We start from the raw sequence: 13,696 nt of genomic DNA on the forward strand, positions 1-13,696 counted from the left end.
CGGCGAACAGCAGCCGAGCGTGGGCTCGGCTCTACAACCACCCCTTCTGCCGCGCCAGCCGATACGCCTCGATCCGGTTGGCCACGCCCAGCTTGCCGATGCACTCGGACAGGTAGTTGCGCACCGTGCCGTGCGACAAGCCCAGCTGCTCGGCAATCTCGCTGGCGGTGCGGCCTTCGCCGGCCAACCGCAGCACGCGGCGTTCGCGGTCGGTCAGCGGGTCGGCCTGCGACCATGCGTCCAGCGCCAGCTGCGGGTCGATTGCACGGATGCCCTGCTTCACCTTGCGCAGCGCGTCGGCCAGGTTCTCGGCCGGCGCATCCTTCAGCAGGTAGCCCAGCACGCCAGCCTCCAGCGCGCGGCGCAGGAAGCCCGCACGGGCGAACGTGGTCACGATCACCACCTTGATCGGCAGCTCCTGGCGGGCGATGCGCTGGGCCAGCTCCAGGCCGGACAGGCCGGGCATCTCGATATCGGTCACCAGGATGTCCGGCTGCAGCTGCTGCAGCATGCGCCAGGCGGCTTCGCCGTCGGCGGCACTGCCCAGTACCTCGATATCCGGTTCCAGGCCCAGCAATGCGGACAGCGCGCCGCGCACCATCGCCTGGTCTTCAGCCAGCAGGATGCGGATCACGCTGCACCGCCCTGCGCCAGCGATGGCGGCGGCACCGGTGCGGTGGCCGCTGTCAGCGGCACGCGCACGGTCAGCACGGTGCCTGCGCCGCGCGGCGACTGCACCTGCAGCTGCCCGCCCAGCGCGGCGGCGCGCTCGCGCATGCCACAGACCCCGTTGCCTTCGGCATGCAGGCCGCCCCGTCCGTCATCGCGTATCTGCATCACCAGCTGCCGTCCTTCCTGCGTGAACTCGACCTGCGCCTGGGTCGCCTGCGCATGGCGCACGATGTTGGTGGCCGCTTCGCGCAGCACCAACGCCAGGCCGCGTTCCACGTCCACCGGCATCGGCGGCGGCACCGCGTACTGCAGGTGCACCTGCTGGCATTCCAGCAGCAGCCGGGCCGAGGCCAGTTCGCCGGCCAGATCACTGGCACGGATGCCGGTGACCGCACTGCGCACCTGCGCCAGTGCTTCACGGGCGATGGCCTCGGCCTCACCGATCTCCTGCCGCGCGCGTGCGTCATCGCGGTCGTACAGCTTGCGCGCCAGCTCCAGCTTCAGCGTGATCAGCGACAGCGTGTGGCCCAGCAGGTCGTGCAGGTCGCGGCCGATGCGCTCGCGCTCGGCGGTGGTGGCCAGGCGCCGCACCTCGTCCTGCGACAGCTGCAGGGCAGCGTCCTTCTGCTGGTTGATGCTCTCCACGTTCATCACCATGCCGACGATGAAGGACAGCGCGGGAATCCACACCAGACTCTGCCAGGGGTAGTCGCACAGCAGTGCAACCGCGCAGAACAGCACGTTCAGGCCCGCCAGCTGCAGCAGGTAGCGGCGCCAGCCGTCGCGGCAGCTGACACGCAGCAGCACGCAGCCAAAGACGAAGTAGGTCAGGCCCGCCGGGTACCAGGGCACCAGCACCAGCGCCATGGCCACCATGCACAGTGCGTAGCGCGGGCCATGGTGGCGGGGCGCCAGCAGCACGCGGGCATACAGGAACAGGAACAGCGGATAGGACACCAGGGTGATCACCGCCCAGCGCAGGGTGAAACCCCGCCCCAGCAGTGGGGTCAGTACGATCCACACCGACCACAGCAGGTGGATCGCATTGGTCCACGGCGATTTGCCACGGCGCACGGTGTCGGACATCGACGAATCCGGCGCAGGGCGCAGCAGGGACGCAAGCCAGCTCGACGACACAGGGGGATCCAGGCGGGGGCGATCGCTGCCGATCATGCCAGTTCAGCCGATCCGGCGCAGGCGGCGGCGCGCCAGCAGCAGCGCGACCACGGTCACCGCCAGCAGCACCAGCAGATGCCCGGCGAGGCTGCCCACCGCCGGCTGCCCCACCACCGGCAGCGCCAGCTGGGCCAGATGCCAGGTCGGCCACAGCGGTGCCATCGTGGAAAACAGCGTCGGCAACGCCGACAGCGGCAACCACAGGCCCGACAGCAGGGCCAACGGCAGATAGACCAGGTTGACCATGGCCGGCGCCGCACTGGCGCTGGCATGGCTGCCGATCAGCAGGCCGATGGCCCCCAGCGGCAGCGCGGCCAGTGCAGCCACCGCCAGCAGCTGCAGGATCTGCGGCAGCTGCAGCTGTACGCCGCCCAGGGTGCAGGCCACGGTGACCAGCAGGCCGGCCACCAGCAACGCGAACAGCACCGCCATCGCCAGCCGCGCCAGCAGGGGCGCCGCGGGCGGCATCGGCAGCGCGCGCTTGAGCGTCAGCAGGCCGCCTTCGCGGTCCAGCGCCAGCTGCACGCCGAAGCCGAACAGCGCCGGGGCCATCGCGCCGAACACGCAGTAGGTGGCCAGCAGGTACAGCGGTGCGTGGCCGCGCCCCAGCAGCACGCCGAACAACAGGTAGAACAGCACCGGGAACAGCAGCGATGGCACGGCGAACGCCGGCGTGCGCCAGGCGCGGCGCAGTTCGGCCTGCAGTTCAGCCCGGTAAGGGCGCAGGGCCGTGCGCCACCCCGGGCGAGGTGCAGCCAGGGTGCGGGTCAGAGTATTCATGCGGCCTCCCGGGTCATGTCGAGGAAGGCGTCGGCCAGTGCCGCGCCCTGTACTTCCAGTTCCTGCAGCTGCGCATCGGCAGCCAGCAGGCGTGCCACCACCGGTTCGGCGGGGCTGGCCAGCAGCTGCAGATGCGCACCCTCGCGCTGCACCTGCTGCACACCGGGCCAGCGCTGCACCTCGTCGGCCGCCAGGCCGCTGCGGCAGCGGATGCGCCGCGGCCGGTCGGCCAGGCGCAGTTCGGCCAGCGGTGCGTCGGCCAGCACCCGGCCCCGCTCCAGCACCACCACCTGCTGCGCCAGCGCTTCGGCTTCTTCCAGGTAGTGGGTGGTCAGCAGCACGCCGCAGCCTTCGGCCACCAGCTGGCGGATCGCCTGCCACATCGCCTGGCGGGCCTGGATGTCCAGGCCGGTGGTCGGTTCGTCCAGGAACAGCACGCGTGGGCGGCCGCACAGCGCGATGGCGAACTGCACCGTGCGCTGCTGGCCACCGGACAACTGCCCGTAGCGGCGGCGTGCGAGGTCCTGCAGGCCGGTGCGCTGCAGCACTTCGGCCAGCGGCATCGGGTCGGCGTAGCAGGCGCTGGCCTGCGCCACCAGTTCATCCACCTGCAGCATGGGCGGCAGGCTGGTGCTCTGCAGCATCACGCCCAGGCCGAGCCGGCTGGCGCGCTGCTGCGGGTCGCCACCGAGCAGTTCAACCTGGCCCGCATCGGCGCGGCGCAGGCCCAACAGCACGCTGATCGCGGTACTCTTGCCGGCACCGTTGCGGCCCAGCAGTGCCAGCACCTGGCCCGCACGAACCTGCAGGTCGATGCCCTGCAGGGCGGCATGGCCCGCGTAGTGCACCTGCACCTGCTGCAGGCGGGCCAGCGGCGCGGCGGTCAGGTCTGCGGTGGGATCGGCGGTCGGGTCCATGAAGTCGGTACCGGTAGCGGGGACGTTGCCATCCTGTGCCGGCCCGGTCACGTTCCGCAGTGGCCGCCGTCAAGGACATCGGATGACAGCTGTCACTGCCGTCATCACCCTGCCCGCCTGCATGCTGTGCCGCACGCTTCACCGCCGGAACCGCCGCTCCTGCCCTTCCGGTCACACCCGCCCGAACGCCTGTGATGGAACGCAATGAACGCTTCTGCCGAGCTGTTGAAGGAACTCCGTATCGACCGCAAGAGTCCGCCGCCGCCGTCTTCCGGTGGCCAGGGCGGCCGGCGCTGGCTGTGGATCGCCGTGGCGGTCGTCGTCCTGCTGCTGGGCGCAGGCGCCTTCCTGCTGTTCGGCCGCGCGCCGGCACCGGAGGTGGAAACCGCACCGGCGGTGGCCATCCAGCAGGGCAGCGCCAGCGCCTCGGTGCTCGATGCCAGCGGCTATGTGGTGGCCCGGCGCATGGCCACGGTGTCGGCCAAGATCACCGGCAAGGTGCGCGAGGTGATGATCGAGGAGGGCATGCGGGTCGAGGCCGGGCAGATCATGGCCACGCTGGACCCGATCGATGCCGATGCGCAGCGCAGCCTGTCCGCGTCGCAGGTGCAGGCGGCACGTGCGCAGGTGGCCGGGCTGCAGGCCCAGCAGCGCCAGGCCGCGGCCGAAGCCAGCCGCCTGCAGGCCCTGGTCGGCCAGCAGCTGGTCTCGCGTTCGCAGTACGACCAGGCCGTGGCCCAGCGTGACAGCCTGCGTGCGCAGCTGGATACCGCCCAGCGCAACGTCAAGGTCGCCAGCGACCAGTTGGCCATTGCCGATCTGGGCGTGGACAACAACATCGTGCGCGCACCGTTCTCCGGTGTGGTCACCGCCAAGGCCGCGCAGCCGGGCGAAATCGTTTCGCCGCTGTCGGCCGGCGGTGGCTTCACCCGTACCGGTATCGGCACCATCGTCGATATGGAGTCGCTGGAAATCGAAGTGGAAGTGGGCGAAGCCTTCATCGGCCGCGTGCAGCCGAAGATGCCGGTGGAAGCCACGCTCAACGCGTATCCCGAATGGAAGATCCCGGCCGAGGTGATCGCCATCATCCCCACGGCCGACCGCGGCAAGGCCACGGTGAAGGTGCGCGTGGCGCTGAAGGTGAAGGACCCGCGCATCGTGCCGGAAATGGGCGTGCGGGTCAGCTTCCTGGAACAGGCGCAGCCGCAGGCTGCTGCCAGGCCGCAGGGCGTACGCGTACCGGCCAGCGCGGTGGTCGAACGCGAGGGTGCCACCGTGGCCTTCGTGCTGGGTGATGCCGACCGCGTACAGCAGCGCACCGTGCAGGCCGGCCAGGCGATGGGCAAGGACCGCCAGCTGCAGAAGGGCGTGAGCGCCGGTGAGAGCGTGGTGGTCAGCCCGCCCGACACCCTGCGCGATGGCGCCAAGGTCACATTGAAGCAAGCGCAGTAACGGCCTGGCGCCCGCGTGGCGCCGCCGGCAACACCGCTCGACGCATGCCCCGGCCCGCGGCCGGTGCGCTTCCCCGTTTCCCGCCTTCCGTGGAGAACTCCCGATGTCGACCCTGGTTTCACTGCGCAACATCACCAAGACCTACCAACGCGGCCCGGAAAAAGTGCAGGTGCTGCACGGCATCGACCTGGACATCGCCAGCGGCGACTTCGTCGCACTGATGGGGCCATCCGGTTCGGGCAAGACCACCCTGCTGAACCTGATCGGCGGCCTGGATTCCCCCAGTGGCGGCGAGATCAGCATCGAAGGCGAGCGCATCGACCAGATGAGCGGCGGCCAGCTGTCGACCTGGCGCAGCCACCACGTGGGCTTCGTGTTCCAGTTCTACAACCTGATGCCGATGCTGACCGCGCAGAAGAACGTGGAACTGCCGCTGCTGCTGACCCACCTCAGCGCCGCCCAGCGCAAGCGCAACGCCGAGATCGCGCTGACCCTGGTCGGCCTGGCCGACCGCCGCAGCCACCGCCCGAATGAACTGTCCGGTGGCCAGCAGCAGCGCGTGGCGATTGCCCGCGCGATCGTCTCCGACCCGACCTTCCTGATCTGCGACGAACCCACCGGCGATCTGGACCGGCAGTCGGCCGAGGAAATCCTTGGCCTGCTGCAGCAGCTCAACCGCGAACACGGCAAGACCATCATCATGGTCACCCATGACCCGAAGGCTGCCGAGTACGCCACCCACACGGTGCACCTGGACAAGGGCGAGCTGGCCGACGCCCCGCTGGCCCACTGACGGAGGCCCCGGCGATGAAATACTTTTCCCTGGTCTGGGCGCAGCTGTTCCGCAGCCGCACCCGGACCCTGCTGACCCTGCTCTCGGTGGTCGCGGCGTTCCTGCTGTTCGGCATGCTCGATTCGGTGCGCGTGGCATTCAATTCCGGCGGCAGCGTGGAAGGCGCCAACCGCCTGGTCACTGCCTCGCGCCTGTCGATCACCCAGTCGCTGCCGATCCGCCTGGAAACCCAGATCCGCCAGGTCGATGGCGTGCGCGACGTGGCCTATGGCATGTGGTTCGGTGGCATCTACCAGGACCCTAAGAACTTCTTCCCGAATTTCTCGGTGTCGCCCAACTACTTCGAGGTCTACCGCGAACTGCAGATCGACCCGGCGCAGCTGGAAGACTGGAAGCAGACCCGCACCGGTGCCATCGTTGGCGAAACCCTGGCCAAGCAGTTCGGCTGGAAGGTCGGCGACACCATCCCGCTGCAGGCGACCATCTTCCCGCGCGGCGGCAGCAATGACTGGCCGTTGGAACTGAAGGGCATCTTCCGCTCCAAGGACCGCGCGCAGGCAAGCAACGAAGAACGCCAGCTGATGATGAACTGGAAGTACTTCGACGAGTCCAACGACTACATCAAGAACCAGGTGAGCTGGTACACGATCACCCTGGACAACCCCGACCATGCCTCCCGCGTGGCCCAGGCCATCGATGCGATCTCGGCCAACTCCGACCACGAGACCAAGACCCAGACCGAGTCGGCGTTCCAGCAGGCCTTCGTCAAGCAGTTTGCCGACATCGGCATGATCGTCACCTCGATCATGGGCGCGGTGTTCTTCACCCTGCTGCTGTTGACCGGCAACACCATGGCCCAGGCCGTGCGCGAGCGCATTCCCGAGCTGGCCACGCTGAAGACGCTGGGCTTCAAGGACGGCACCGTGCTGACGCTGGTGATGGTCGAGTCGGTGTTGCTGATCGGCCTCGGTGGCCTGATCGGCATGGGCCTGGCCGCGCTGGTACTGCCGGCCATCGCGCCGAAGAGCATGGGCATGCTGCCGCCGCACGTACCCACGCCCACCTGGCTGGTGGGTGTAGGCCTGATCGTGGTGATCGGCATCGTGGTCGGGCTGCTGCCCGCGCTGCGCGCCAAGCGCCTGAAGATCGTCGATGCACTGGCCGGCCGCTGAGGAGGAGTCCCCATGAACAGGATCAAGAAGTGGTTGGGCAATGCGTTGACCGTGCTGCTGCTGGCGGTGGGCCTGGTGCTGTGGATCGGCCTGCCATGGTTTGGCGTGCTGGCCGTGGCCGTGCTGGTGGCGCTGTGGCTGCTGCTGACCCGCAGCGGCCGCCTGGCCCTGGCGGCCACCCGCATCGGCATCGCCAGCCTGCCGCAGCGCTGGGGTGCCTCCTCGGTGATCGTGGTCGGCATTGCCGGTGTGGTCGGCGTACTGGTGGCGATGCTGGCCATGGGCGAAGGCTTCCAGGCCACACTCAGCAACACCGGCGATGACACCACCGCCATCGTGCTGCGCGGCGGTTCGCAGGCCGAGACCAATTCGGTCATCACCCGCGAACAGGTGCCCATGCTGTCCACCCTGCCCGGTATCACCCGTGATGGCGAAGGCCGGCCGCTGCTGTCGCCAGAGCTCTCCCAGGTGGTGAACCTGGTGTCCAAGGCCGATGGCACCGACGTCAATGCGCAGTTCCGCGGTGTCGGCCCGCAGGCGTGGGCGGTGCATGACAAGGTGAAGATCGTGCAGGGCCGCAAGTTCGGCACCGGCCTGCGCGAGATCGTGGTCGGCCAGGGCGCACAGGGCCAGTTCCGCGATCTTGAGGTGGGCAAGACACTGACCCTGGGCAACCAGGCCTGGACCGTGGTCGGGGTGTTCGCCTCGGGTGATGCGCACGATTCGGAAATGTGGACCGATGCCGATACGCTGGCCACCACCTACCAGCGCAGTGCGTGGCAGTCGATCAGCGTGCGCACCGATGGCAAGGCCGGCTTCGAACAGTTCAAGGCGGCCGTGGCGGCCGATCCGCGGCTGAAGCTGGATGTGGAAACCACGCGTGCGTATTACAGCAAGCAGGGTGGCGGTCTGACCAAGTTGATCGACATTCTGGGAAAGGTGATCGGCACGATCATGGCCGTCGGTGCGGTGTTCGGCGCGCTCAACACCATGTATGCCGCGGTTGCGACGCGTGCACGCGAGATCGCCACCATGCGCGCGATCGGCTTCCGCGGCCTGCCGGTGGTGACCGCGGTGATGCTGGAAACCATGCTGCTGGCATTGCTGGGCGGGCTGCTGGGCTGTGCCGTGGCCTGGCTGCTGTTCAACGGTTACAGCGTGTCCACCATCGGCAGCAATTTCAGCGCGGTGGTATTCAAGTTCCATGTGTCGCCGGAACTGCTGTGGAATGGCTTGAAGTGGGCGCTGGGCATCGGCCTGGTGGGCGGTCTGTTCCCGGCGCTGCGCGCGGCGCGGCTGCCGATCACCACGGCACTGCGCGAAACCTGATCACCGCGCAGCGGTGGTGTGCGCATCCTGCAGGGGGCGAAGCGAGAGCTTCGCCCCTTTTTTCTGCGGGGCGTCATCCACGCATGGCGTGAATCTACTGGTGGGGCGTCATCCACGCATGGCGTGGAGCCAAGGCGATGCGCCCGCCGATTGTGAGGATGTTCGCGTTGCAGTAGATCCACGCCATGCGTGGATGAACGCATGCACACCGCGGCGATTACAGATTGCGCCACCACTGCCGTTATCGATGCCTCTGCGCATTGAAAACAAGGCCCGCGTGACGCTGCGCACAGCGTGCCTGTGGATTGTTGGTTGCGATTCATGTTCGCGCCCATCAACCACGCGCAGACAAACAGTTACGTATGAAAACACTCTAGAATCCGCCCCCCACGTTGGTTTGCAGTACCCCACGCGTCCACAGAAAGGGCGCTTGTTTTTTTCTGAAACACGAGATTTCACGGATGTCCCTGAAGACCACCCCGCTGCGCAACGCGATCGTCATCGCGCTGGCCGCCAGCTGCACCACCCCCGCCTTTGCACAGGATGCAGGCGACAACACCACCAACCTCGACCGCATCGAGATCACCGGCTCGCGCATCCGCCAGGCCAGTGTCGAAACCGCCCAGCCGGTGGTTGCGCTCAACCGCGCCGAGATCGAGAAGAAGGGCTACGTCAACGTTGCCGACATCCTGCAGGACGTGACCGCTGCCGGTTCGCCGAGCATGAGCCGCGCGTCCTCGCTGACCTCCTCGCGCGACTTCGGCGGCATGTATGTCAGCCTGCGCAACCTGGGCCCGGAACGCAGCCTGGTGCTGATCGACGGCCGCCGCATGGGCGTCAGCGCCGGCGGTTACTCCGACCTGGCTTCGATTCCCTCGGCCATCGTCGAGCGCGTGGAAGTGCTGACCGACGGTGCTTCCGCACTGTACGGCTCGGACGCCATCGCCGGCGTGGTCAACATCATCACCCGCAAGAACTTCGACGGTGGCGAAGCCAGCGTCTACGTCGGCCAGTACGGTGAAGGCGACGGCCAGAAGCGCTCCTACAGCGCCACCTTCGGCAAGACCTTCGACCGCGGCTGGTTCAGCGTGGGTGCCGAGCGCACCAAGGAAGACGAAGTGATGGGCGGCGCGCGCGAGTTCAGCCGCTACGTCAACGGCCCGCGCCACCCGAACGATGGCCTGAACGGCACCACGCCGTGGGGCTCGGTCACCGTGGGCGGCAAGCCGCTGACCGTCGGCCCGGGCGGCGACCCGACCGATGCAGCCAATTTCCATGCGCCGAACCCGGCCGATGGTGCCAACACCAAGACCAACATGAGCCTGCTGACCGGCCTGGAGCGCACTTCGGTGTTCGCCAACGGCGGCTTCTCGATCACCGACAACCTGCGCATCGTTGCCGATGCGCTGTACAGCAAGCGCGAATCGACCAAGCACCTGGCCGGCTACCCGTACTCGGTCACCGCCGCACAGGCGCGCAACGGCAGCCGCGCCGCCCTGTCCAAGGACAGCGCGTTCAACCTGTGGCAGCAGGATGTGCTGTTCTCGCACCGCACCGAAGAAATGCTGCGTGGCACCGAGAACACCCTGGAAACCAAGCGCGGCAGCCTGGGCCTGGAAGGCAGCTTCGAAACCGGTTCGCGCTACTGGGACTGGAACGTCAGCTACACCTACAACCGCAATGAAGGCGAGCGCGTCGGCACCGGCAGCATGTACCAGCCGAACGTCAACCTGGCCGTCGGCCCGTCCTTCATCGAAAACGGCGTGGCGTACTGCGGCACCCGCGATGCAGTGATCGCCGGCTGCGTGCCGTGGAACCCGGCTGCACCGATGGGTTACACCGGCCCGGGTTCGCTGAGCAACCAGGACGTGCAGGACTACCTGTTCGCCCGCTTCGTGGACAAGAGCCAGACCACCACCAAGGTGGCCAGCGCCAACATCTCCGGTTCGCTGTTCTCGCTGCCAGCCGGCGACATCATGGCCGCGATGGGCTTCGAGCACCGTAGCGAAGAAGCACGCTACACCCCCGACCTGATGGTGCAGAACGGCCAGATCGCCGGCACCAGCGGCAAGCCGACCCAGGGCGACTACTCGCTCAACGAGGTCTACCTGGAACTGCAGGTGCCGCTGCTGGCCGACCTGGCCTTCGCCCGCGAACTGTCGCTGGATGTTGCCGGCCGCTATTCGGACTACAACAACTTCGGTTCGACCACCAACAGCAAGTTCGGCGTGAAGTGGAAGCCGATCGACAGCCTGCTGGTGCGCGCCACCTACGGCACCGGCTTCCGTGCACCGACCGTGGATGACCTGTACGGCGGCACCGTCAGCAGCCGTGACTCGTTCACCGACCCGTGCGATACCTCGTTCGGCACCGCCGCCACCAGCGCCGCGGTTGCTGCACGCTGCAAGGCCCTGAACGTGCCGGCCAACTTCCGCCAGCTCAACAGCGACGGCAGCGTGGCCACCAAGCCGGGCCAGCAGGCCACCACCGATTTCAACTCGGGTTCCAACCCGAACCTGAAGCCGGAAACCGCCAAGACCTGGACCGTCGGCCTGGTCTACAGCCCCGACTTCGTGCAGGGCCTGGACCTGAGCCTGGACTGGTGGAAGATCCGCATCGACAACGCCATCGTGGGCGAGTCGGCCACCAACATCCTGGAACAGTGCTACGTGCAGGGTTCGGACGCTGCCTGCGGCCGCTTCACCCGTGGCAGCAACGGCCAGGTGAACGGTCTGGACCGCTCGCTGGTCAACGCCGGCTACCGCGAAACCGCCGGCTATGACATCAGCGCGCGCTACCGCCTGCCGGAAACCGCGTTCGGCAAGTTCGCCGTCACCTGGAACACCACCTACACCGACTACCTGGAGCAGCGCAACGACAACGCCGCGACCACCCCGGTGGAACAGCTGACCAGCTGGGGCGGCAACTTCCGCGTGCGTTCGACCTTCAACCTGGACTGGCAGTACGGCAACCTGGGCATCGGTTGGACCGCGCGCTACTACTCCAGCATGAAGGAGAAGTGCTCCTACATGGACGAGTGCAACATGCCGGGCTTCAGCTCGGCCTACACCGATGCCTCGCCGACCAACAAGGTGGGTTCGAACACCTTCCACGACCTGCAGGTGCGTTACGCCCTGCCGTGGGATGGCACCGTTTCGCTGGGCCTGAACAACGTGTTCGACCACCAGGGTCCCATCATGTACAGCCAGCCGAACAGCAGCTTCGTCTACTACGGCGGCTTCGACATCGGTCGTTTCATGTACATGAAGTACCAGCAGCGCTTCTAAGCCTGCAACCGCGTTCCCGTCCCGGCCATCTCTCTCCTGGCCGGGAATGGAAGCAGAACGGCGCCCCTCGGGGCGCCGTTCTTTTTTTCAGGAACCGGGGTCAGAGCCCTCCGCGTTGCGGAGGGATCCGACCCCTCGCCGCCCGCATTGCCCGCACGTTCTCACCCACGAACAGCACCAGGCCGGCCCAGATCACCGCAAAGCCAATCGCCTTGCCGGTGTCGAAGGCTTCGTGGAAGAAGAACACACCCAGCAGCAACTGCAGGCTGGGTGCGATGTACTGCAGGATGCCGACCAGCGACAGCGGAATGCGCTTCACCCCGTAGGCGAAGCCGATCAGCGGTACCGCGGTGACCACGCCGCCGAAGACCAGCAGCAGGTCGTTGCGCCAGCCCCAGCCGTGGAAGAACGCGCCGCCATGGCCGTTCTCGGCCCACACCGCAAATGCCAGCGCCGGCAGGAACAGGTACAGGCTTTCCACGCCCAGCCCGGCCACCGGATCCACCGACACCAGCTTGCGCAGCAGGCCATACAGACCGAACGAGCAGGCCAGCCCCAGCGCGATCCACGGCGGCGTGCCGGCGTCGATGGTCAGCCAGGCCACGCCCACCGCAGCCATGCCCACGGCGATCCACTGCACGCGGCGCAGGCGCTCCTTCAGCACCAGCACGCCCAGCAGCACGTTCACCAGCGGGTTGATGAAGTAACCCAGGCTGGTTTCGATCACATGCCCGGCGTTCACCGCCCAGATGTACAGGCCCCAGTTGAAGGCGATGGTCAGGCTGGATACCGCCAGGATCGGCAGTGCGCGCGGCTGCGCGGCGATCTTCCGCCACCAGCCCAGGCGCGCGCTCAGCAGCAGCCAGGCCACCACCAGCACCGTGGACCAGATGATGCGGTGGGCGATGATCTGGAACGAAGGCACTTCATTGAGCAGATGCCAGTACACCGGCACCAGCCCCCACAGCACGAAGGTGGATGCGGTAACCAGCAGCCCGCGGCGTTGTTCCTTCTCGTCCATGCTCATTTCTTCGTGCTCATTTCTTCGTGCTCACTTCTTCCACGTCCTTGCCATGGTCAGTACCACCACGCCCAGCAGGATCACCGCCATCGCCAGGAAATCGCGCCAGCCGAAGCGCTCGCCGTTCAGTGCCGCCCCCAGCAGCACGGCGATGACCGGGTTGACGTAGGCATAGCTGCCGGCCAGCGCCGGGCGCACGTTGTGCAGCAGCCAGACATAGGCGGTGAAGGCGACGATGGAGCCGAACACGCACAGGTAGGCCATGGCCAGCAGGCCGCTGGTATCGGGCAGCGTGGTCGGGCGTTCGCCCACCGCCAGGCCGATCAGCACCAGCAGCACGCCGCCGCAGACCATCTGCCCGGCCGCCGTCATGAACGGGCCGGGCAGGTCCAGGCCGCGCGCCCAGACCGATCCGAAGGCCCAGCCGATGGGCGCGATCAGCAGCAGCACCAGCCCGGTGGGCGAGGCGGTCAGGCTGCTGCCGGCGTTGAGCCAGACCACGCCGACGAAGCCCACCGCGATGCCCAGCCACTCACCGCGGCTGGCGTGCTGGCCGCGGAACGCCGAAAACAGCGCCATCCACAGCGGCACCGAGGCCACCGCGGTCGCGGCCAGGCCCGAGGACACCTCGCGTTCGGCCAGCACCACCATGCCATTGCCCAGCACCAGCATGGTCACGCCCATGATCACCAGGTTGCGCCATTGCCGCAGGGTCGGCCGGGGCAGCTTCCAGAACAGGCGCAGGGCCAGGTACATCAGGCCACCGGCGATGATGAACCGGCTGCCGGACACCATGGTCAGCGGCAGCGCACCGCCGTGCAGGGCCTTGGCGATGCCCAGGTAGGTCGAGCCCCAGACCACGTAGACCAGCAGCAGTGCCAGCGCGACAAGGCCACCCCGGGGGGCAGCCGCAGAGGGAACAGGGGAAGCCGACATGACGCACCAGCGGGCGGGGGAAAACGGATTCTAGAGCGTTCGGCTGACGGAGTAACCCCGGTTCCAGACCGCGGCACGCCGCTTCCGGCCCTGGCCCAGCGGGCCGAAAGCGAAAGCGCGTACGACGATCTAGCTATGGTCCCTGTCCCCCTGCGCTGTCA

At 67.6% G+C, this 13,696-nt stretch carries 11 protein-coding genes; 5 read left to right on the plus strand and 6 right to left on the minus strand.

Annotated elements, in window-relative coordinates:
- Positions 1-31: 31 nt before the first annotated feature.
- Genes ACM2ZB_RS13730 through ACM2ZB_RS13745 form a run of 4 tightly spaced genes read right to left on the minus strand, consistent with a single transcriptional unit; the run spans position 32 to position 3,545 of the window.
- Positions 32-634: a response regulator transcription factor gene (locus tag ACM2ZB_RS13730; protein WP_125428733.1), complete on the minus strand. Its 603-nt coding sequence runs from the start codon at positions 632-634 to the stop codon at positions 32-34.
- Positions 631-1,845: a sensor histidine kinase gene (locus ACM2ZB_RS13735; protein WP_416055846.1), complete on the minus strand. Its 1,215-nt coding sequence runs from the start codon at positions 1,843-1,845 to the stop codon at positions 631-633. Before ACM2ZB_RS13735 ends, ACM2ZB_RS13730 begins: the two co-directional genes overlap by 4 nt.
- A gap of 6 nt (positions 1,846-1,851) precedes the next feature.
- A complete protein-coding gene (locus ACM2ZB_RS13740) occupies positions 1,852-2,628 on the minus strand; it encodes an ABC transporter permease (RefSeq protein WP_313437938.1) in 777 nt (258 codons plus the stop codon).
- Positions 2,625-3,545 (minus strand): ABC transporter ATP-binding protein, encoded by a 921-nt coding sequence (locus tag ACM2ZB_RS13745; RefSeq protein WP_416055847.1) that lies wholly within the window; start codon positions 3,543-3,545, stop codon positions 2,625-2,627. The genes ACM2ZB_RS13740 and ACM2ZB_RS13745 overlap by 4 nt, the downstream gene beginning before the upstream one ends.
- 204 nt (positions 3,546-3,749) lie before the next feature.
- On the opposite strand from ACM2ZB_RS13745, the gene ACM2ZB_RS13750 reads away from it, so the two are divergent.
- The 5 genes from ACM2ZB_RS13750 (at position 3,750) to ACM2ZB_RS13770 (ending at position 11,578) form a co-directional block, all read left to right on the plus strand.
- Complete coding sequence (locus ACM2ZB_RS13750) at positions 3,750-4,997, plus strand: efflux RND transporter periplasmic adaptor subunit (RefSeq protein ID WP_416055848.1); 1,248 nt, start codon at positions 3,750-3,752, stop codon at positions 4,995-4,997.
- A gap of 103 nt (positions 4,998-5,100) precedes the next feature.
- Positions 5,101-5,790, plus strand: coding sequence for an ABC transporter ATP-binding protein (locus ACM2ZB_RS13755; protein WP_313437948.1), 690 nt, complete (start codon positions 5,101-5,103; stop codon positions 5,788-5,790).
- Positions 5,791-5,804: 14 nt separating this feature from the next.
- Entirely contained in the window at positions 5,805-6,962 is a 1,158-nt protein-coding gene (locus ACM2ZB_RS13760; protein ID WP_313437951.1) for an ABC transporter permease, read from the plus strand.
- A 12-nt stretch (positions 6,963-6,974) separates the two neighbouring features.
- Complete coding sequence (locus ACM2ZB_RS13765) at positions 6,975-8,291, plus strand: ABC transporter permease (protein WP_313437954.1); 1,317 nt, start codon at positions 6,975-6,977, stop codon at positions 8,289-8,291.
- A 461-nt stretch (positions 8,292-8,752) separates the two neighbouring features.
- Positions 8,753-11,578 (plus strand): TonB-dependent receptor plug domain-containing protein, encoded by a 2,826-nt coding sequence (locus tag ACM2ZB_RS13770; RefSeq protein ID WP_416055849.1) that lies wholly within the window; start codon positions 8,753-8,755, stop codon positions 11,576-11,578.
- Positions 11,579-11,678: 100 nt separating this feature from the next.
- On the opposite strand, the gene rarD is transcribed toward ACM2ZB_RS13770, so the two are convergent.
- Together rarD and yedA are read right to left on the minus strand one after the other, a co-directional pair.
- Complete coding sequence (gene rarD, locus ACM2ZB_RS13775; RefSeq protein WP_416055850.1) at positions 11,679-12,605, minus strand: EamA family transporter RarD; 927 nt, start codon at positions 12,603-12,605, stop codon at positions 11,679-11,681.
- Between the two features lie 24 nt (positions 12,606-12,629).
- On the minus strand, positions 12,630-13,535 hold the full coding sequence (gene yedA, locus ACM2ZB_RS13780; protein WP_416055851.1) for a drug/metabolite exporter YedA: 906 nt from the start codon (positions 13,533-13,535) through the stop codon (positions 12,630-12,632).
- Positions 13,536-13,696 lie beyond the last annotated feature (161 nt).

The organism is Stenotrophomonas maltophilia, assembly GCF_047782825.1.
Taxonomy (GTDB): Bacteria; Pseudomonadota; Gammaproteobacteria; order Xanthomonadales; family Xanthomonadaceae; genus Stenotrophomonas.

Bases quoted from the DNA above. Each gene is read 5' to 3' on its own strand.
- ACM2ZB_RS13755 (WP_313437948.1), top strand. From the start codon at position 5,101: ATGTCGACCCTGGTTTCACTGCGCAACATCACCAAGACCTACCAACGC.
- ACM2ZB_RS13765 (WP_313437954.1), top strand. From the start codon at position 6,975: ATGAACAGGATCAAGAAGTGGTTGGGCAATGCGTTGACCGTGCTGCTG.
- ACM2ZB_RS13735 (WP_416055846.1), bottom strand. From the start codon at position 1,845: ATGATCGGCAGCGATCGCCCCCGCCTGGATCCCCCTGTGTCGTCGAGC.
- ACM2ZB_RS13750 (WP_416055848.1), top strand. From the start codon at position 3,750: ATGAACGCTTCTGCCGAGCTGTTGAAGGAACTCCGTATCGACCGCAAG.
- ACM2ZB_RS13740 (WP_313437938.1), bottom strand. From the start codon at position 2,628: ATGAATACTCTGACCCGCACCCTGGCTGCACCTCGCCCGGGGTGGCGC.
- ACM2ZB_RS13745 (WP_416055847.1), bottom strand. From the start codon at position 3,545: ATGGACCCGACCGCCGATCCCACCGCAGACCTGACCGCCGCGCCGCTG.
- ACM2ZB_RS13770 (WP_416055849.1), top strand. From the start codon at position 8,753: ATGTCCCTGAAGACCACCCCGCTGCGCAACGCGATCGTCATCGCGCTG.
- rarD (WP_416055850.1), bottom strand. From the start codon at position 12,605: ATGAGCATGGACGAGAAGGAACAACGCCGCGGGCTGCTGGTTACCGCA.
- ACM2ZB_RS13760 (WP_313437951.1), top strand. From the start codon at position 5,805: ATGAAATACTTTTCCCTGGTCTGGGCGCAGCTGTTCCGCAGCCGCACC.
- yedA (WP_416055851.1), bottom strand. From the start codon at position 13,535: ATGTCGGCTTCCCCTGTTCCCTCTGCGGCTGCCCCCCGGGGTGGCCTT.